At 62.1% G+C, this 20,175-nt stretch carries 14 protein-coding genes and 1 riboswitch; of the genes, 3 read left to right on the forward strand and 11 right to left on the reverse strand.

The genetic code is table 11. The annotated features are described in order from the left end of the window. Positions 1-15: 15 nt before the first annotated feature. From rpmA to RIN13_RS00465, 4 genes are all read right to left on the reverse strand, one after another. Positions 16-279, reverse strand: coding sequence for a 50S ribosomal protein L27 (rpmA, locus tag RIN13_RS00450; RefSeq protein WP_247045811.1), 264 nt, complete (start codon positions 277-279; stop codon positions 16-18). Between the two features lie 60 nt (positions 280-339). Beyond that, a complete protein-coding gene (gene rplU, locus RIN13_RS00455; RefSeq protein ID WP_247045937.1) occupies positions 340-648 on the reverse strand; it encodes a 50S ribosomal protein L21 in 309 nt (102 codons plus the stop codon). Between the two features lie 342 nt (positions 649-990). Beyond that, the gene (locus RIN13_RS00460) at positions 991-2,553 is read right to left on the reverse strand and encodes a bifunctional hydroxymethylpyrimidine kinase/phosphomethylpyrimidine kinase (RefSeq protein ID WP_375164631.1); all 1,563 of its coding nucleotides are present in this window, start codon (positions 2,551-2,553) and stop codon (positions 991-993) included. After that, positions 2,545-2,642: riboswitch (TPP riboswitch) on the reverse strand. Its footprint overlaps the gene before it by 9 nt. 119 nt (positions 2,643-2,761) lie before the next feature. Next, positions 2,762-5,980 carry an Rne/Rng family ribonuclease gene (locus RIN13_RS00465; protein ID WP_309105371.1) on the reverse strand — a complete coding sequence of 1,073 codons (3,219 nt, stop codon included), beginning with the start codon at positions 5,978-5,980 and terminating at the stop codon, positions 2,762-2,764. 489 nt (positions 5,981-6,469) lie between these two features. Here RIN13_RS00465 and RIN13_RS00470 point away from each other — a divergent pair, with 489 nt between their 5' ends. Further along, complete coding sequence (locus RIN13_RS00470) at positions 6,470-7,147, forward strand: vitamin K epoxide reductase family protein (RefSeq protein ID WP_309105372.1); 678 nt, start codon at positions 6,470-6,472, stop codon at positions 7,145-7,147. 97 nt (positions 7,148-7,244) lie between these two features. On the opposite strand, the gene ndk is transcribed toward RIN13_RS00470, so the two are convergent. From ndk to ileS, 4 genes are read right to left on the reverse strand one after another with little or no spacing between them, the layout of a single operon-like run. Beyond that, entirely contained in the window at positions 7,245-7,661 is a 417-nt protein-coding gene (gene ndk / locus RIN13_RS00475; protein WP_309105373.1) for a nucleoside-diphosphate kinase, read from the reverse strand. 39 nt (positions 7,662-7,700) lie between these two features. Next, positions 7,701-8,165: a DUF4233 domain-containing protein gene (locus RIN13_RS00480; RefSeq protein ID WP_309105374.1), complete on the reverse strand. Its 465-nt coding sequence runs from the start codon at positions 8,163-8,165 to the stop codon at positions 7,701-7,703. A gap of 3 nt (positions 8,166-8,168) precedes the next feature. Continuing rightward, positions 8,169-9,530: a glutamate ligase domain-containing protein gene (locus tag RIN13_RS00485; RefSeq protein ID WP_309105375.1), complete on the reverse strand. Its 1,362-nt coding sequence runs from the start codon at positions 9,528-9,530 to the stop codon at positions 8,169-8,171. A gap of 3 nt (positions 9,531-9,533) precedes the next feature. Beyond that, entirely contained in the window at positions 9,534-12,884 is a 3,351-nt protein-coding gene (gene ileS, locus RIN13_RS00490; protein ID WP_309105376.1) for an isoleucine--tRNA ligase, read from the reverse strand. Positions 12,885-13,276: 392 nt separating this feature from the next. Between ileS and RIN13_RS00495 the strand changes: the two genes are divergently transcribed. Next, positions 13,277-14,299 (forward strand): endonuclease/exonuclease/phosphatase family protein, encoded by a 1,023-nt coding sequence (locus tag RIN13_RS00495; protein ID WP_309105377.1) that lies wholly within the window; start codon positions 13,277-13,279, stop codon positions 14,297-14,299. A gap of 46 nt (positions 14,300-14,345) precedes the next feature. Here the strand turns inward: RIN13_RS00495 and RIN13_RS00500 are convergent, their stop codons facing one another. Then, positions 14,346-15,110 (reverse strand): SDR family oxidoreductase, encoded by a 765-nt coding sequence (locus RIN13_RS00500; protein WP_309105378.1) that lies wholly within the window; start codon positions 15,108-15,110, stop codon positions 14,346-14,348. 90 nt (positions 15,111-15,200) lie between these two features. On the opposite strand from RIN13_RS00500, the gene valS reads away from it, so the two are divergent. Next, entirely contained in the window at positions 15,201-17,879 is a 2,679-nt protein-coding gene (gene valS, locus RIN13_RS00505; RefSeq protein WP_309105379.1) for a valine--tRNA ligase, read from the forward strand. Positions 17,880-18,200: 321 nt separating this feature from the next. On the opposite strand, the gene RIN13_RS00510 is transcribed toward valS, so the two are convergent. Then, positions 18,201-18,815, reverse strand: a complete 615-nt coding sequence (locus RIN13_RS00510) for a disulfide bond formation protein DsbA (protein ID WP_309105380.1) — start codon at positions 18,813-18,815, stop codon at positions 18,201-18,203. A 67-nt stretch (positions 18,816-18,882) separates the two neighbouring features. Beyond that, the gene (gene clpX / locus RIN13_RS00515; RefSeq protein WP_309105381.1) at positions 18,883-20,172 is read right to left on the reverse strand and encodes an ATP-dependent Clp protease ATP-binding subunit ClpX; all 1,290 of its coding nucleotides are present in this window, start codon (positions 20,170-20,172) and stop codon (positions 18,883-18,885) included. Positions 20,173-20,175: the final 3 nt, after the last annotated feature.

Genomic DNA, 20,175 nt, shown 5'->3' on the forward strand with positions numbered 1-20,175 from the left:
TTCAAAAACTATTTGTTACTCTGCAGCTGCAGCAGTAACGATGTTCACGACCCGACGGCCGCGGCGGGTGCCGAATTCAACAGCGCCTGCCTGCAGTGCGAACAGGGTGTCGTCGCCGCCGCGTCCTACGCCGGCGCCCGGGTGGAAGTGGGTGCCACGCTGGCGGACGATGATTTCGCCAGCCGAAACGACCTGGCCACCGAAGCGCTTGACGCCAAGGTACTGAGCGTTCGAGTCACGACCGTTGCGAGTGGAGCTCGCGCCTTTTTTATGTGCCATTTGAAATGCCTGCCTCTAAATTCTGGGGAATCTGCTGAAAACCTGAACAGTAACCAGTGGCTACTTGATACCGGTGATCTTGACCTTGGTCAATTCCTGACGGTGACCCTGGCGCTTCTTGTAGCCGGTCTTGTTCTTGAACTTCTGGATGACAATCTTCGGACCACGGAGGTCCTGAAGGATTTCAGCCGTAACCGTTACCTTAGCCAGGTCCGCAGCTGCGGACGTGATCTTGTCACCGTCTACCAGGAGCAGTGCGGGCAGCTGAATGGTGCTGCCGGCTCCACCGGTGACGCGGTTCAGGGTAACGAAGTCTCCAACGGAAACCTTCTCTTGGCGGCCGCCTGCGCGGACAATCGCGTACACCACTTGGGAACTCACTTCTCTCGACGTTTCTTACTAAATTTGCGTGCGGAACCTAAGTCCAACTGTTTGGCCTGGCTCACGCTGTGCCTCAACGCCGTGGATTCCTCAAGGAAATCCGTGAGCTAGCCCGGAAACAATGTCCACTTGTTTTCCAAGTGGCCCGTTCCCGAGGTCAAAACCCAAGTGTTGGCGTAAGCACCGAAGATCTAGTTTACGCTAATTTTGCCTTCGGTCGCAAATGAGGCTGGTTCCGGGGCTGAGTACGTGATAGGGGCCACATGGGCTTACCTGGCGACTTCCCGAACCTTGCCCCATGATCTTACAGGCTCCCTGCGCGCTTCACGTTCATGCGTGCAGGCGCGGCGCGTCGAAGAATTCCACCTCGTAGCGGGAGGACTGCCCGAACGCGACCGCCATGGCTTGGCGCTCGGCTTCGGAACCAGCCAGAGCAGCGCGTTCCGTAAAGGCGATCGCCTGACGCGTGGCGGCGGCAAATTCTTCATCAGCGTAAGTTCGCAGCCAGTCGGCGTAGGCATGTCCGGCCGGAGCCCCGTTGGCCTCGAATTCCAGGTGGAGGGTGGCCCCTACTTCTGCGTAGAGCCAGAAGCATGGCAAAGCAGCAGCAACAAGCACTCCATAGCTTCCCGCCAGAGAGCTGGCAAGGAGGTGGTCCACGTACGACTTTGTCACTGGTCCCAGCTCAGACCGGACAGGACGGGTGCTGAGCCAGGTGCGGTGGAGCTCGGATTCGACTTCCAGACACTGCTGTGCGGAGCGGGCCCAGAACAATTGTTCCTCTTCGGTGGGAGCCATTGCGGAGGCCCTTGAGAGCACCCTCGAATATCCATTCAGGTAGATCGCGTCCTGGCTGAGGTAGTAGGCGAACTGTTGTTCAGGCAGTGAGCCTTCAACCAGGCCACGGATGAACTCGAGGCGGTAGATGGATGCCAAATGATGGTCGGCACTCTCGCGCAATTCCTCCATGAAGTTGCTTCCAGGGTGCACCCTTGCCTGCCCTTTGGGCTCCGTTGCGGGCTTGGCCTGAAAGTGGTGAAAGTGATGAACCGGGCCGGCTCCCCTGCCCACTTCGAGGATGTCTGATTCCTCCAGGGCTCCGCGCAGCCAGGGTTTGACCTCCCGCAGGGCCTCTTCCCAGTTTCCCAGCCGCGCCTGGGTTGTTGCCAAAGCTGATGAAAGTGAACATCCGGTACCATGGCTGTTTCGCGTTGGCACACGCTCGCCCGGAACCACCACCACCTTCGCCTCAAGCCCTGCCGAAACACTCACGAGGGCATCCGGGCACTCCCCGCCGTCGAGATGCCCGCCCTTGACCAGCACTGTGGCGCCGGTGACGGCTGCAAGGCGCTTGCCCTGCTCGAGTGCCGCTTCCCAGTCCTTCGCCAGGGGCTCCTCAAGCAGCATGGCCAACTCCGGGAGGTTCGGCGTGAGCAAATCAGCCAGTGGCAGCAGCTCCCGAAGAGCTGTATCAGCGGATTCCTGCAGCAGCCGGTCCCCGCTGGTGGCCACCATTACAGGATCCAGGACGACGACGCCGGGGCGGACCTTCGTGAGCCAGGTCCTGACCACCCCGATGACGTCCGCGTCGCCGAGCATTCCGATTTTCACGCCGTCCACAACGATGTCGTCGCTGATGGCCTCGAGCTGTTCGGCCAAAAAGGACGCGGGCGGCACATGCACGGCACGGACACCCTGGGTGTTCTGCGCGGTAAGGGCCGTTACGACGGCCATTCCGTAGCCACCATGAGCAGCGATGCTCTTGAGGTCTGCCTGTATCCCTGCACCGCCGGAAGGATCTGAGCCTGCTATGGCTAGTACTCGGGGAATGGTGCGGAGAACTGCGCTGGCGGAATCGGCAGCCGCAGGTGACGGCAAAAATGTTGAGGACATAGGAGACATCCCTTCGCCGGTGCTAACCGGACAGGTTCAACGGGTGTGGATCTCAGCCGGCCTTTTGCGCGGCACCCCGTGTCAGGATCCCAGCCTAGCGGGTGTCCGTGCGTGTTAAACAGCTGAAGCCCGGACCGGGATAATCCGGTCCGGGCTTCAGCCATGACTTTCGCTTATTGGCTCCAGTTCCCCTTGGGGTAACTCACACTCACAACTCTGAGGCAGGCACTCCCACACCGAGGATGATGGGCTCGTCTGCTGTGGTCGCCGGCTTGGCTGGCGCTGCCGGAGCCTTGGCCGCATGAGTGGAGCCGGTGGCGCCTGGCGCATCCTGGTTCTGCTCGATGACGGTCTCGTTCGCAGCTCCCTGCGCACGGCTGGCGCTGCGGTTACGGCGTCCGCGCCTTGAGGACGATCCTGCTGCGATCGGAGCGGCGTGGACCCCGGGGGCAGTGACCGGCGCAGCGGGAGGCTTCGGGGTTTCCTCACTCTCCTGTGGCTGATCGCTCTGCTCACCGAGGTGGGCGAAGGCCTCGGCCAGCAGATCCAGGGTCAGCTCGGGTGTCCCTGTTGACGCTTCACCAGCGTGGTCCACGAACGGAAGAACCACTCGGTCACCACCGAAGGTAAGGACAGCGGCGGGACGTCCGCCTGACGTATCGTCGCCCTGGCCGGTGCGCCCGGCGTCGGACCCTGCCGGAACAGGCTCTGTGGCCTGCGGGCGTGAAGTTTCGCGGGAGCGGGACGGTGCCTGGGCAGCGGGTTCTGCGTGGACAGCTTCCCGTTCTGCAGCTGGTGCGCTGGCACGGGCGGCCTGAACGTCGTCGTCATGAAGGTGGGCGGCGTGGGCTGCGGCGGCGATGTTGGCCAACGCTGCCCGGGTTGCTTCGGCCTTGGCGTGACGCTCGGCGTCGGTGGGTTCGGCGTGAACGGGTGCCGGAAGGGTCAGCGGCTCTCCCATGGCCTGCCCGCCCTTGCCGCGACGCCTCTTGCGCTCAGTCCGCGCAGCAGGCTGCACTTCGGCGCGCGGCACGTAGTGCTCCGCGGCAACGGTGTTGGCCCGGCGGTGCTCCACTGGCTCGTCATGGGTGACAACGCCGCGGCCGGCGCAGTGTTCGCACTGCTCACCGAAGACCTCAAGGAGGCCGGTACCCATACGCTTGCGTGTCATCTGGACCAGGCCGAGGGAGGTAACTTCAGCCACCTGGTGCTTGGTCCGGTCCCGGCCCAGGCACTCAACCATGCGGCGGAGTACCAGGTCCCTGTTGGACTCCAGGACCATGTCGATGAAGTCGATCACGATGATGCCGCCGATGTCCCGCAGGCGCAGTTGGCGCACTACTTCCTCGGCAGCTTCCAGGTTGTTCTTGGTGACGGTTTCTTCGAGGTTTCCGCCGCTGCCGGTGAACTTGCCCGTATTGACGTCGACTACAGTCATCGCCTCGGTACGGTCGATCACCAGGGAGCCACCTGACGGCAGGAAGACCTTGCGGTCCAGTGCCTTGTGGATCTGCTCATCGATGCGCCAGGCCGAAAAAATGTCCTGGTCCTTGGTCCACTTTTCCAGGCGGCCAACGAGGTCCGGCGCCACGTAGGTTACGTAGGCCTCGATGGTGTCCCAGGCTTCCTCGCCGGAGACGATCAGCTTGGAGAAGTCCTCGTTGAAGACATCGCGGACAACCTTGATGGTGAGGTCGGGTTCGCCGTAAAGCAGTTCCGGTGCCAGGACCTTCGTGGAGGTAGCCTGGCTTTCGATGCCTTCCCACTGCGCGCGGAGGCGGTTGATGTCGTGCGTCAGTTCCTCTTCGGAAGCACCCTCGGCTGCAGTGCGCACAATGACGCCCGCATCTTCGGGCAGGCGGTCCTTGAGGATCCGCTTGAGCCGGTTCCGTTCGACGTCGGGAAGCTTGCGGGAGATTCCGGTCATGGAGCCGCCCGGCACGTAGACCAGGTAGCGGCCCGGCAGGGAAATCTGGCTGGTCAGGCGTGCGCCCTTGTGCCCTACGGGGTCCTTGGTGACCTGGACGAGCACGGAGTCGCCTGATTTGAGGGCGTTCTCGATGCGGCGCTGCTTGCCTTCCAGGCTAGCAACATCCCAGTTGACCTCGCCGGCGTACAGCACGGCATTGCGGCCGCGGCCAATGTCGACGAAGGCAGCCTCCATGGACGGCAACACGTTCTGGACCTTGCCCAGGTAGACGTTGCCGATCAGTGAATCCTGCTGGGTCTTGGACACGAAGTGCTCGGCCAGGACGCCGTCTTCAAGAACCGCAATCTGGATTCTGTCATCGCGCTGGCGGACGATCATCTGCCGGTCAACGGATTCACGGCGTGCCAGGAATTCAGCTTCAGTGATGACCGTGCGACGGCGGCCCGTGTCGCGGGACTCCCGCCGGCGCTGCTTCTTCGCCTCAAGGCGGGTGGACCCCTTGACACTTGTGACGCGGTTGCTCACCGGCGCCTCGGTGACGGCCCGGGGTGCGCGGACCCTGGTTACGGTGTTGGGGGGATCGTCGTCTCCCCCACCGGTAAGTTCGATGTCCTGGTCACCACGGCGGCGACGACGACGGCGGCGCGATGTAACGCCGTCGCCCAAACCTGCAGTTCCCTGCTCGTCAGCTTCCGCTTCACCGGCGTCACCCTCGGAGTCCTCGGTTTCGTCTCCGGCCTCACGCTCGGTTCCGCGGCTGCGGGCACGACGGCCGCGGCTCCGGCGACGGCGACGGTTGCCGGATTCGTCCAGCTCGCCCTCGTCGGAGATGTTCTCGGTTTCATCGTCATCCTCGACAACGTGTGCCGGGACCGGCCTGACAACCGTACTGAGATCGGGTGCCTGGAAAATCATGGAGGTTACCGAGCCGGGTTCGAGGAACAAGGAGCCCACCGCGGAGGTCTCAGCCTTAGGCTGCTCATCGGCCACAGCTTCCTGGCCTTCCGGGCGTTCCTCGGCAGCTTCGGTTTCCTGTCCGGGTGCAGTAACAGCAGCACCGGCCGATTGGACAGCGTCAGTTGGTGCTTCTTCAGGCTCCGGTGCGGTCTCGGTGGTTTCGTCTTCCACCTCGGCTACAGTTGCTTTCGCGCGGCTGGCGCGCCGACGTACAGGCTTCTTCTTCGGGGCGTCTTCCAGTGCGGAGTCTGTCACTGCAGGTTCGTCGGCGACGGCTGCTTCTCCGGCAACTGATGGTTCCTCGGCGACGGCGGACTCAACAGGTTTGCGTGCACGGCTCCGTTTGGCGGGGGCAGCCTTTTCCGGTGCCGCTGCTTCATCCGTGTCCGTGGCGGTCGCGTCGGGATCAATGGGGATGCCTTCTGCGGTGACGGCCTGGGTCTTGGGGATGGCCTTGCGGCGGGTCCGGGTGGCCTTCTTTGGCGCTTCGGGTGCTTCCGCAGCTTCGACGTTAACGGCTACAACTTGGTCTTTATCCATATGTGGCGATACTCCTGCCCCTGACGTACCGCCACATTCGGCACCCATTGGGGCACATATTGTCAAAACCCGCAGGCGTTGACAGAAGTCAATTGAATACCCTCAGGTTCGCACCGGCAGTGGGGTGCGGCAGCCCTGGAGGGCCGGCGAAATTGTTCTGAAAACCCGTTGTTCTACCAGCCACAACCAGGTGCCGTCCAATGGCATTGCGGGATAGGCCGTGATCGAAGGATCCCCGGCGTGCCCTGCTCTTCATTGGCGGTCTTGGGAAACAAGTCACCGGACCGGAATCAGAATGTGGTTCGTCTTCCAGCCACGTTCATTCTCTCACACGAGAAGTCTTTTCACCGGGGACGCGCACAACAGGGGCCATGGTGTGGGCGACTCTGGCTGGACTATCACACCGGTACACCGCCGCCACACCGCACACCCAGAGTCCGGCGTTACAATCGGGCAAAGACCACTTAACACAAAGGACGCATCAAGCTCATGCCCAGCATCTCCAAGACCACTGGCGGCGCTGCGCCTGCACAGGGTTTCACCGACTCCGCCGGAACCCTCGAGGAGCAGGGGTTGCCTCCGATGACCCGGGCCCGCCCGTTCGCCTGGCTCCTGGTCACGACGGGCGTCATCGGCTGGATAGCATCCGGAATCCTGGTGCTCGAGAAACTCGAAACGCTCAAAGACGCCAACTACACCACTGTCTGCGACGTCAACCCGTGGATTTCCTGTGGTCAGGTCATGCAGACGTGGCAAAGCTCTGTGTTCGGATTCCCCAACATGTTTATTGGGATCGTGGCGTTCGCCATCATTATCACCACTGGCATGGGGCTGCTTGCCGGGGCTACGTTCGGCCGGTGGTATTGGCTGGGCCTTCAGACCGGGGTGACCTTGGGCTTCATCTTCGTGATCTGGCTCTGGTCTCAGGCGCTTTACGACATCCACGTCCTGTGCCCCTTCTGCATGGTTGTCTGGGCCGCAATGATTCCGCTGTTCGTCTGGGTGACGGTTCGCAACGTCAGCCACAAAGTCATTCCCGTTCCCGCCGGTCTGGCAAAGACACTCGGCGATTATGGCTGGATCATCACGGCCCTCCTGTACGTAGCCGTGATCGCCTCAATCTTCTTTGCGTTCCTCAACATGTTTGTTGGCAACGGCAGTATGTAACCAGGCTGCCCTCCAAGCCGCCCAGATGACAGATAAGGCCAATGTTCCTCAGGAACATTGGCCTTATCTGTCATCTCGTGCAGGGATGTGGGCGTGCCTACGGGAACCAGATGCCGATCTCGCGTTCGGCCGAGTCGACAGAATCGGAGCCGTGGACCAGGTTCTGCTGGACCTTCAGGCCCCAGTCACGGCCGAAGTCGCCGCGGATGGTTCCGGGGGCAGCGGTGGTGGGATCCGTGGTGCCCGCCAGTGAGCGGAAGCCCTCGATCACTTTGTGGCCTTCGAAGATGGCAGCCACGACCGGGCCGCTGAGCATGAACTCCACGAGGGGCTCATAGAAAGGCTTGCCGGCGTGCTCGGCATAGTGCTGCTCGAGCAGATCCCTGCTGGCGTTGACCTTTTTCAGCTCGGCCAGGGTGTAGCCCTTGGCCTCAATCCGGCTCAGGATGATGCCGCTCAGGTTACGGACGACGCCGTCGGGCTTGATCAAAACGAGGGTGCGCTCAACGCTCACAGTTGCTCCAAGGTAGTGGTTGTGGGGTTCCCGGTAAGTCTACGGGGTTTCGCTGCCGGCTTCGGGCTCGCTCCCGATGGGATGCGAGGCCTCCCATTCGGCCTGTTCGCGCTCCCGCTGCGCGGCCTCGGAATCCAGCCGGATACCTGTGCGGATGCCGTACCACCAGGCAAGTGCGAACAGCCCGCCAACAAGGAACATCATGGGTTCCACGAGCCCGGTAAGGATCAGCACGAGCTGCAGGGCCCAGCCCACGCCTACGCCCCAGGGTTTGGACAGCACGGCGCACGTGAAAACCAGGACGAGACTTAGCGCGATGCCAACCGAAAGAATGAGCACGGGAGAAATCTCCCCGCGCCTCAGGCCAAATACCGCCAGGGTGGCGAAGAATGCCACGAAGCCCTCAAGCAGCAGGACTGTCGAGGCGAACATCACTTTGGTGGAGCGGCGTTTTTTAGGCATGCCCGGCTGCCATTCACGCTGGGCCTTGGTAAGCCTGGCCATCGCTTATACCTCCGTCTTCCCCAGCAGGATGCGGGCTTCTGCGACCAGGGTGATGGAGCCTGTCACGAGGACGCCGCCAGAGAGGTCGTCATTGGACTCGGCGCGCTCCACGGCCCATTCGAGGGCGTCGTCCAACTGGGCGGCGACGTGGACGTTGTCCTCGCCGAACCCCAGGTCCAGAGCCAGCTCTTCGAGGTCTTCTGCCGGGACCGCCCGGGGCGAGTTGGACTGCGTAAAGCAGTATTCAGCGGCGAGGTCTCCGAGCGACTCTTTGAGTTGGCGGAGAATCTCCTCGGCATCCTTTTCCTTGAGCACTCCGACCACCACCACGAGCTTGGTCAGGGTAAAGGCTTCATGGATGGCTTCGGCGGAGACCCGGATTCCTTCCGGATTATGGGCGGCGTCCACGATGATGGTGGGCGCAGTCCGCACCACTTCCAGGCGGCCGGGCGAGGTTACGGATGCAAAGGCCTCCTGGAGGATTTCGGCGTCGAGCTCTTTCTCCCCTCCGCCGAGGAATGCTTCGAGCGCTGCCACTGCCACTGCGGCGTTCTCTGCCTGATGTGCGCCGTGCAGCGGCAACAGCAGGTCCTCGTAACGCCCACCGAGTCCCTGGATGGTGACAACCTGGCCACCGACAGCAACGGTGCGGGACGCTACACCGAACTCAACGCCCTCAAAGCGGAAGGGAACCTGGACTTCCTTCGCCTTTTCCAGCAGCACCTGTGCGGCGTCCACTGGCTGGGCTGCGCTGATCAGGAATCCGCCGCGCTTGATGATGCCCGCCTTCTCGTAGGCGATGTCCTCGGTGGTGTCACCGAGAAGGTCCGTGTGGTCCAGCGAGATCGGGGTGATGACGGCGACCTGACCGTCGCCCACATTCGTCGCGTCGGTAATGCCACCCAGGCCGACTTCCATGACCGCAACATTGACCGGCTGGTCGGCAAAAACGGCGAAGCCAAGGATGGTGAGGCATTCGAAGTAGGTCAGCCGGGGCTGCCCTTCAGCGACGAGCTCTTCGTCCACTATCTCCAGGTAGGGCCTGATCTCGTCCCAGATCCGCACAAAGGTCTCATCCGGTACCGGGGACCCGTCAATGCTGATCCTTTCCGTCACCTTGGAAAGGTGCGGACTTGTGTAGCGGCCGGTGCTGAGGCCATGGGCACGCAGGCCGGCCTCGATCATCCGGGCGGTGGACGTCTTTCCGTTGGTACCGGTGATGTGGATGATCGGGAAAGCCTTGTTGGGCTCCCCCAGGATTTCCATCGCGCGGAACAAGGGAGCAAGCCGCGGCTCCATTTTGTTTTCGGGGGCACGGCCCAACAGTTCGGCGTAGACACTCTCCACGGAAAATTCGTCAGTCATTACTCAGGCCCCTATTTTTTCGACGGAAATTCGCGGTTCAGCTGAATCAGCGGGAGCGGCGACGAGATCAACAGTCAGCGTCTCGGTCTTGACCAGATCCGCATTCGCCAGCAGGGAGTCAACTACGCCCTGCGCGGCGGTGACAGTGGTCCGGATACGGTCACTGACATTCAGTCCGGCATCCTTGCGTGCCTGCTGGATGGCGCGGACCATGTCGCGTGCAAGTCCCTCGGCCTCCAGTTCTGGCGTGACTTCGGTATTGAGGACCACGAATCCGCCTTCTGGCAGAACCCCGGCTGCCCGGGAGCCAGTGCCTGCTGCGGATTCCGCCACGACCGTCTCGAGTGTGTACTCCTGCGGCTCAAGTTCCAGCCCACCGGCAGTAACAACCCCGGCTTCGTCTACCGACCAGTCTCCGGACTTTGAGCCCTTGATGGCCTGCTGGACGTTTTTCCCAAGACGCGGACCCGCGGCCCGGGCGTTGACCACGAGCTTCTGCTCGATGCCGAACTCCTCCGGCGAGGCGCTGGCGGCGTCGAGCAACCGCACTGAGCGCAGGTTCAGTTCATCGGCGACGACGGCGGCGAAACCTTCCAGCGCATCCGCGCCGGGTGCCACCACAGTCAGTTCCTGCAGCGGCAGGCGGACACGGAGGTTCGCTGCCTTTCGCAGGGACGAGCCCGTGGAGCAGATCTGCTGCACGCGGTTCATGGCCTCGACGAGGCCCGCATTTGCGGGGAACAGCCCTGCGTCCGGCCAGTCGGCCAGGTGCACGGAGCGCCCGCCTGTCAGTCCGCGCCAGATTTCCTCGGACACGAGCGGCAGCAAGGATGCTGAGACGCGGCAAACAGCCTCAAGCGCGGTGTAGAGCGCGTCGAAGGCATCCACATTCTCGTCGAAGAAGCGTTGACGGCTGCGGCGGACGTACCAGTTGGTGAGCATATCCAGGTAGCTGCGGAGTTCATCGCAGGCGCCCGAGATGTCGTAGCTGTCCAGCCGCACGGTCATATTCCGCACCAGGTCACCGGTGTTGGCCATTAGGTACTGGTCAAGGGTGTCGGAGTAGCCGTCGTAGCGGAGCTTGGCTTCGTAGCCGCCGGCTGTACCGTCAACTACGTTGGAAGCGTTCGTGTACAGCGTGAAGAAGCTGTACACGTTCCAGAGCGGCAGGATGACCTGACGGACGCCCTCGCGGATTCCCTGTTCGGTTACCACAAGGTTGCCACCGCGCAGGATGGGGCTGGACATCAGGAACCAGCGCATCGCATCAGAGCCGTCGCGGTCCAGAACCTCGGACACGTCGGGGTAGTTCCGCAGGCTCTTGGACATCTTCTGCCCGTCAGAGCCCAGCACGATGCCATGGCTGATGACGTTCCGGAAAGCCGGGCGGTCAAACAGTGCCGTGGACAGGATGTGCAGCATGTAGAACCAGCCGCGGGTCTGCCCGATGTACTCCACGATGAAATCTGCGGGGTTGTGGGTGTCGAACCATTCCTCGTTTTGGAACGGGTAGTGGACCTGGCCGTAGGGCATGGAACCGGAGTCGAACCAGACATCCAGGACGTCCTCGACACGGCGCATGACGGACTGGCCCTCTTCAGGGGTGCGGGGGTCGTCCGGGTTGGGCCTGGTCAGCTCGTCGATGAAGGGCCGGTGCAGGTCAATCTGGCCGTCCTTGTTCAGTGGCAGCCGGCCAAAATCGGCCTCGATTTCAGCCAGGGAGCCGTAGACGTCTGTCCGCGGGAACTCGGGGTCACTTGACTGCCACACCGGGATGGGGCTGCCCCAGTAGCGGTTCCGGCTGATGGACCAGTCGCGGGCATTTTCCAGCCACTTGCCGAACTGCCCGTCCTTGACGTTGCCCGGGATCCAGTTGATTTCCTGGTTGAGCTCGGACATGCGGTCTTTGAATTTGGTGACTTCCACGTACCAGGAGGACACGGCGCGGTAGATCAGGGGGTTGCGGCAGCGCCAGCAGTGCGGGTAGCTGTGCTCATAGCTGGCCTGGCGGACCAGGCGGCCCTGCGCCCGGAGCACCTGCGTGATGGGCTTGTTGGCGTCGAACACCTGCAGCCCCACGATGTCGTGAAGGTCTCCATGCGAAAACAGCGGCAGGAATTTGGCACCCTCATCCACGGACAGCACCACTGGAATGCCGGCCTCTTCACAGACCTTCTGGTCATCTTCGCCGTAGGCCGGGGCCTGGTGGACGATGCCCGTGCCGTCCGTCGTGGTGACGTAGTCGGCCACCAGGAACCGCCAGGCATTCTCCGTGCCGAATTTTTCGGCGTCGCTGAAGTCGTTCCAGAGCGGCTGGTACTGAAGGCCGTCAAGCTCAGCACCCGTGACAGTTGCCGTCACCGCAGCCTGGGCAGCCTCAACACCCGCCGTACCGTCGCCGTATCCAAGGTCCTTTGCGTACATGCCCAGAAGATCGGCGGCGAGAAGGAAACTTCCGGTCACGGGAGCTTCCGGGGAGGCGGCCTTAACCCCGTTGGGACCGGCCGGAAGAACGGCATAAGTGATGGATGGCCCGACGGCGAGGGCCAGGTTGGTGGGCAGCGTCCACGGGGTGGTGGTCCAGGCGAGCGCCTGTACCCCTTCAAGGCGCCGCGACAGTTCCGATGCGCCGGCCTTGATGGGGAACGTCACGGTGACGGTCTGGTCCTGGCGGTTCTTGTAGACGTCGTCGTCCATACGCAGTTCGTGGTTGGAGAGCGGTGTCTCGTCCTTCCAGCAATACGGCAGCACCCTGTAACCGTTATAGGTGAGGCCTTTTTCGTGGAGCTGCTTGAACGCCCAGAGCACAGACTCCATGTATTCGACGTTGAGCGTCTTGTAGTCGTTTTCAAAGTCCACCCAGCGGGCCTGGCGGGTGACGTAGTTCTTCCACTCATCGGCGTACTTCATTACCGAGGCCCGGCAGGCGTCGTTGAATTTATCGATGCCCATGGCTTCGATCTGGGTCTTGTCGGTCATACCCAGTTGCTTCATGGCTTCGAGCTCGGCGGGAAGCCCATGGGTGTCCCAGCCGAAACGGCGCTCCACGCGCTTCCCGCGCTGGGTCTGGTAACGGCCCACCAGGTCCTTGGCGTAGCCGGTCAGCAGGTGGCCGTAGTGAGGCAGGCCGTTAGCGAAGGGCGGGCCGTCGTAAAAGACGAACTCGTTGCTGCCTGGGGCGCCTCCCGGGAGATCCGAAGGGCGCTGGTCAATGCTCGCCTGGAATGTCCCGTCCTGGTCCCAGTACTTCAGGATCCGCTCTTCAATTTCCGGGAACTTCACGGAGGCGGAGACACCTGAGGTAGGGGAAGCTGCACCGGTGGGTGCGGCCGAGGCCTTGGGGTAATGGGTCATTTCGACATCCTGGGTTGAGCTGGTGAATAAGTGGATTCATTCAGGATGCGAGGACGGCTCCTGACCGGTTGTCCAGTCTCGCTGTCCTGCGATACTTTCCAACGTAGCCCGGCACCGCGGTACCACCTCACTTACCTCCGCCGTCTGGCTCCCCCGTGGAGGAGCTGACCGGCGTCGGCCGCTCATTACTGCTGTAACGGGCTTACCCGTCCGGCTCTACTGACCCTCTCCGCGCATGACGTTCGGTGAAGGCGTTCTTCCGGAAGCTCGCCGGTGATTGCCGGGTCAAAGCTGTTGCAGCAAGTCTAACGGTTCCCGCCGGGGCCCTGCTAACCGGAATTCCGCCGGGCGGGTGAGGTGGTGGCGAGGCAATCATCCCTAGACTCGTGCCTATGACACTGCCCACCGTCGAGCTGGCTGCCTCCCCGCCGTCCGGCTTTCGCTTTGCTGCCCGGTTCCTTGCCATCCTGGTGAGCCTGCCTGTCGCGGTACTGTCGGTCTTCCGCGCCATCCCTGCTGAATGGCCTACACCAGTGGTCCAGTTGCTGTCCTTCACACCTTGGCTGGTGTTACCCGCAGCCGCTGCGGCTGTTTTGGCTGTTCTGGGCAGGAAAGCCTGGGCAATCGTTATAGCCGGGGGGCTGCTCGCTGTGCAGCTGTTCTGGCTGTTCCCTCTGGACGCGGGCCGGCACGTGCCAGGGCCTTCGGCACCAGCGACGGAACTCAGAGTCATGAACATCAACTCAGAGTTTGGAGAGGCAGACGCCCGGGAAATAGTGCGGCTGGTGAGGGAGAACGGTGTTGGACTGCTGACGATCCAGGAACACACGCAGGCCTTGGAGAACCGCCTTGCTGCCGATGGCATGGGAATGCTGCTCCCGAACAGGATCAGTCATCCCACCAACGACGCGGGCGGAAGCGCCGTTTACTCGGTGCATGCTCTGGAGCCTATGGGTGTGGTCCCTGACAGCCCGTTCCACATGCCCACCGTCCGTGTGACTGTCCACAAGGAAGGACGGACCGCGGTGCTTGAGACAACGAACGTTCATGCGCTGCCTCCGGTGGATGTCCGGGTTAAGCAGTGGCGCAGCGATCTGCGGGCGGTTGGGCGGCTGGGAGACCGTTCCGGAAGTCAGTTGCTGATCGGGGACTTCAACGCCACCTATGACCACTCGGAGTTCAGGCAACTGCTCGACCGCGGACCCACTGACGCGAAGATGGTGGACGTGGGAACGGCCACTGGTTCCCGATTGCTCCCGACCTGGCCAATGGAAGGTCTCCGGCTGCCGGGAATCGCGATCGACCACGTGGTGACGAGCCCGCAGGTGCAAAGTTCCCACTATTCAGTTCACCCCGTCCCCGGGTCTGATCACGCCGCCATCATCGCCACCCTACGGGTCCCGGCGGTCGACTGACCGCTGGTTCCCGAAATGTGGTCCCGGAGGACTATATCCCCCAGGATTACGGACTCTTGCGGATGACTTTGTGATTTGCCGCCTGCGCTACAGGCCGGACCACGATCTGGTCCAGGTTCACATGGTGGGGGGCCGTGACTGCATACCGGACGACGTCGGCCACGTCTTCGGCGGTCAACGGGTTCTCGACGCCCTGATAGACACTTTCGGCGGCGGTGCGGTCTCCACCGAGGCGGTTGAGGGAAAATTCCTCTGTCTGGACCATCCCAGGCGCAATTTCGATGACCCGGATGTTGTGCTCTGCCTCTTCCAGCCTGAGGGCCCCGGTCAGGGCGTGCTGGCCGAACTTCGCGGCGTTGTAGCCCGCACCGCCCTCATAGGCGACCAGCCCGGCGGTGGATGTGAGGTTCAGCACTGTGCCTTTGCCGTTGGCCCGGAGCATGGGCAGGAAGGCGCGTGTAAGTTTCATGGTTCCCAGGACATTGACTTCGAACATCCAGGTCCAGTCTTCTGTCTTTGCCTCCCCGACCTTGTCGGTGCCGCGGGCACCGCCGGCGATATTGACCAGTGTGTCCGCGCCTCCGGCCTCAGTGACCTCAGCCAGCAGCCGTGCGACGTCGGCGTCCTGGGTAATATCTGCCGGGACACCGACGGCGCCAGTCTCAGCTGCCAATGAGGCCAGCCTTTCCTCCCGGCGGGCTACCGCGAAAACGTTCCAGCCCTCCTTTCGCAGCGCACGGACCGTAGCCTCGCCTATCCCTGTGCTTGCCCCGGTAACAACTGCCGTCTTGTTCGGTGTCTCCTCAGTCATGGCACCACCCTAGCGGGATTGCGCGCTCCGCGATTCGAGTATGACCAGCTCCCGTGCGGGCCATGGAAGAGACCGTGAAACAATTGCTCCATGGCTCAAGCAAATCAGGGTACAGACACGCCCACCACTGCCCCTATTAACGTTCCCGACAAACCCGTGCTGGAAGGGCTGGAAGCTGCCCTCACGCAGCGCTGGCTGAACGAAGGTACGTACAAGTTCGATCCGCAGACAACGCGCGAACAGGTCTATTCCATAGACACTCCCCCGCCGACGGCATCAGGATCCCTTCACGTGGGCCACATGTTCTCGTACACGCAGACAGACGCGCTGGCACGCTATCAGCGGATGTCCGGCAAGAACGTCTTTTACCCCATGGGCTGGGACGACAACGGCTTGCCCACGGAACGCCGCGTGCAGAACTTCTATGGCGTGCGCTGCGATCCTGCCATTCCCTATAACGCCGACTACCGGCCGCCGGCCGTGCCAGCCAAGAACCAGCGCGATTTCGACGTCGTCTCGCGCCGGAACTTCATTGAGCTGTGTGAGGAACTGGCCGTTGAGGACGAGAAAGTCTTCGAGAACCTCTTCCAGACCCTGGGGCTGTCCGTCGACTGGAACCTCACCTACCGGACCATTGACGACAACTCCCGCGCCGTCTCCCAGCGTGCTTTCCTGGCCAACCTGACTGCCGGTGACGCCTACATGGCCGAGGCTCCTACTCTGTGGGACGTGACCTTCCGCACTGCTGTGGCACAGGCTGAGCTGGAAGACCGCGAGGTGGCCGGCGCGTACTACCGCTACCCGTTCTTCACCGAAGACGGCGAAAAGATCTACATCGAGACCACGCGTCCGGAACTTCTGGCCGCGTGTGCCGCGCTGGTGGCAAACCCCGACGACGAGCGCTACCAGCCGCTGTTCGGCAAGAAGGTCACCTCTCCCCTGTTCGGAGTGGAGGTGGAGGTCAAGGCCCATCACCTCGCCAGAGCGGACAAGGGTTCTGGCATTGCCATGGTCTGCACCTTTGGTGACCTGACCGACGTCACCTGGTGGCGGGAGCTGCAGCTGCCCACCCGCGCCATTGTTGGCCGGGACGGCCGGATCATCGGTGAGACGCCGGAATGGATCACCACAGAAGCCGGACGTGAAGCATTTGAAGCCATCTCCGGCAAGACGGTGTTCAGCGCCAAGGAATCGGTAGTGAAACTCCTTTCCGAGGCTGACCTGCTCGACGGCGAGCCGAAGAAGATCATGCACCCGGTGAACTTCTACGAAAAGGGCGACAAGCCCCTCGAAGTGGTGACCTCCCGCCAGTGGTACATCCGCAACGGCGGACGCGACGAGGACCGCCGCGAACGCCTCATCGCCCGCGGCCATGAGATCGAATTCCACCCCGCTTTCATGCGCTCACGTTACGAGAACTGGATCTCCGGGCTGAACGGAGACTGGCTGGTTTCCCGTCAGCGCTTCTTCGGCGTACCCATTCCCGTCTGGTACCCGCTGGATGCCGACGGCAACCCGCAGTATGACGCGCCGATCCTTCCGGCTGACGAGCAGCTGCCCGTGGACCCGGCAGCCGATGCGGCACCCGGTTACGAAGAAGCCCAGCGCGACGTCCCGGGTGGCTTCACTGGAGACGCAGACATCCTGGACACCTGGGCGACGTCCTGCCTGACGCCGCAGATCGTGGGCGGCTGGAGCCGGGACGAGGAACTCTTTGCCAAGGTCTTCCCCTTCGATCTCCGCCCCCAGGGCCACGACATCATCCGGACCTGGCTCTTTTCATCCGCCGTCCGTGCCGATGCCCTGCAGAACACCGCACCCTGGAAGCACGCTGCCATCTCCGGCTGGATCCTGGACCCGGAGCGGAAGAAGATGTCCAAGTCCAAGGGCAACGTCGTGGTTCCTACCGACATCCTGGAAGAGTTCGGCTCCGACGCTGTCAGGTACTGGGCTACGTCGGCCAAGCTGGGAGCGGATACGGCCTACGAGATCGCACAGATGAAGATCGGCCGCAGGCTTGCGATCAAACTGCTGAACGCCTCCAAGTTTGTCCTCAACCTTGGCGCAACCGAAAACTCCGTGGTTTCCGGCGACCTGTCAGTGCTGACCAACCCCGGGGTTGGTCTGCCCAACACGGAAAAAGCACCCGCGTCGGGAGCCCTGACCAACCCCTTGGACCGGGCAGTACTCGCGCAGCTTTCGGACGTGGTGCAGCAGGCCACCAAGGCTTTTGAGAACTACGACTACGCGCGCGCCCTGCAGATTACCGAGAGCTTCTTCTGGCAGTTCACGGATGATTACGTGGAGCTCATTAAGGACAGGGCCTACGGTGCGTCAGGGCCTACCGAACAGGCATCAGTTCTTGCTGCCCTCGCTACCTCCCTGGATACGCTGCTGCGCCTGTTCGCACCCTTCCTGCCCTTCGCAACCGAAGAAGTGTGGAGCTGGTGGCGCTCAGGTTCAGTTCACCGCGCAGCCTGGCCCTCCGCTTTGGAAATCTCCGACGGCGACACCACCATGCTCGCAACTGTGGGCACGGCACTGAGTGGAATCCGCAAGGCCAAGTCCGAGGCCAAGGTCAAACAGCGCACAGAGGTTCTTTCCGCAACGATCACCGCATCCGAGCGGCTGACAGCGCAACTGAGGGCCGGCCTTGGCGACCTGAAAGCTGCCTCCAATGCCCGGGAACTGACCCTCAAAGCCGCGAACGGTGAACTGACTGTGAGTGCCGTGGAGTTGGCTCCCGCTGAAGAGGTGCAGAAGGCCTAGGAGCTTCCAGAAGCTAATTCTGGGCAAAGGGGAAGCCCCATCAGCGTTTTGCCGTTGGTGGGGCTTCGACTTTTCGGCTGTCTGGTGACGTCTTTGACAGTCTGGCAAGATCCTCGGATTTTCAGGTCTTCCTACCCCGTCACTGGTAGTCTGCTTCTGACTTTGCCGAAGGCTGCGTCAGATGCATGTCACTGAATCTTTGGTTCTTACGTCCCGCTTCTTTCGAAGTGGGTAAACCTATTGTTGTCCCACGTTCCGGGATAAGCAAGGGCACCGGGAGAACTACAACAGGGTAGTTTTCCCGGTGCCCTTGGGTCAGCTTCAGTCGAACTCGGGGCGTTCCGTCCGGCTCCGCTTGAGCTCAAAGAAGTGCGGGAACGATGCAAGAGTGACCGTTGCGTCCCATAGCCGGCCGGCTTCCTCACTCCGCGGTATCCGCGTCAGGACCGGGCCAAAGAATGCGGTGCCGTTGAAGGCAACAACAGGGGTGCCGACGTCCTGGCCAACGAGGGAGATTCCGGCTTCGTGACTTGCACGCAATTGGGAATCGAAGTCATCCGAAGCGCCAGCATCGGCAAGAGCTGGCGGGAGGCCGCATTCTGCCAGTGCTTTGGTGATCACGAGCCCGTAGTCCTTCTCGCCGCCGTCGTGGATCAAGGTGCCCATTGCGTCATACAACGGCTTGATGACCTGAGCCCCATGCTGCTCGCTGGCGGCAATGATGACGCGGACCGGGCCCCACGCCTTGTCCATCAGTTCGCGGTAGCCGGCGTCAAGATCGCGGCCCTCGTTCAGGACGGCCAGGCTCATGACGTGCCATTCAGTCGCGATGTTGCGGACTTCCTCCACCTCACCGATCCACCGGGACGTGATCCAGGCGAAGGGGCAGACGGGGTCAAACCAGAAGTCGGCTTTACTGGCAATGGTTTCAGGCACAGTGAATCTCCTCGAAAAGGCGTCAGGGCATGGCGCGATACAGGCGCACGCTCAGCACAGCGAAGGCTTAGGCGGATTTATTCCGCCGTTTCGCCACCACGTCATGGGCGATCATGGTGGGTTGGCCCTTCTTGGAAACAACGTCGGCCGTAATGACAACGCTGGCGATGTCGTCCCGGCTGGGAAGATCGAACATCACGGGAAGCAGGACTTCCTCGAGGATGGCACGCAGGCCGCGGGCTCCGGTGCCCCGCTCCAAAGCTTGATCGGCGATGATGTTCAGGGCCTCGTCATCGAACACCAGCTCCACGCCGTCCAGCTGGAACATCTTCTGGTACTGCTTGATGAGGGCGTTCTTGGGGGTGGAGAGGATCTGGATCAGCGCCGAACGGTCCAGGTGGGAGACAGTGGTGATGACGGGGAGCCTGCCAATGAACTCCGGGATAAGTCCGAACTTCAACAGGTCCTCAGGCATGACTTCGCCGTAGGAGTCCACTTTGTTTTTGACCTCGTTCAGCGGGGCACCAAATCCTATGCCCTTGCGCCCGGAGCGGGAACCGATGATTTCCTCCAGCCCGGCAAAGGCGCCGGCGACGATGAACAGAACGTTCGTCGTGTCTATCTGGATGAACTCCTGGTGCGGGTGCTTGCGTCCGCCCTGCGGAGGAACTGAAGCGACAGTTCCTTCCAGGATCTTGAGGAGCGCCTGCTGCACGCCTTCACCGGAGACGTCACGGGTGATGGACGGGTTCTCGCTCTTCCGCGAGATCTTATCGATCTCGTCAATGTAGATGATGCCTTGCTCGGCCTTCTTGACGTCGTAGTCCGCTGCCTGGATCAGCTTGAGCAGGATGTTCTCGACGTCCTCGCCAACGTAGCCGGCCTCAGTCAGCGCCGTGGCATCGGCGACGGCGAACGGAACATTAAGCCGGCGTGCAAGGGTCTGCGCAAGGTAGGTTTTTCCGCAGCCGGTGGGACCGATCAGCAGGATGTTGGACTTGGAAATCTCGACGTCGTCATGGTGCACGCCTTCGGCAAGGCTTCCGCTCTTGGGCGCGTGCCCTGCCTGGATGCGTTTGTAGTGGTTGTAGACAGCCACTGCCAGCGATCGCTTGGCCGGCTCCTGGCCGATGACGTATTCCTGCAGGAAGTCGAAGATCTCGCGGGGCTTGGGAAGCTCGAAGCTGCCAAGATCAGCTACTTCCGCAAGTTCTTCCTCAATGATCTCGTTGCAAAGTTCAATACATTCGTCGCAGATATACACACCGGGCCCGGCAATGAGCTTGCGCACCTGCTTCTGGCTCTTTCCGCAGAAAGAACACTTCAGCAAATCGGTGCTCTCGCCAATCCGAGCCATATG

The sequence above is a fragment of the Arthrobacter sp. genome (genome assembly GCF_031179985.1).
In the GTDB taxonomy this organism is placed as follows: Bacteria; Actinomycetota; Actinomycetes; order Actinomycetales; family Micrococcaceae; genus Arthrobacter.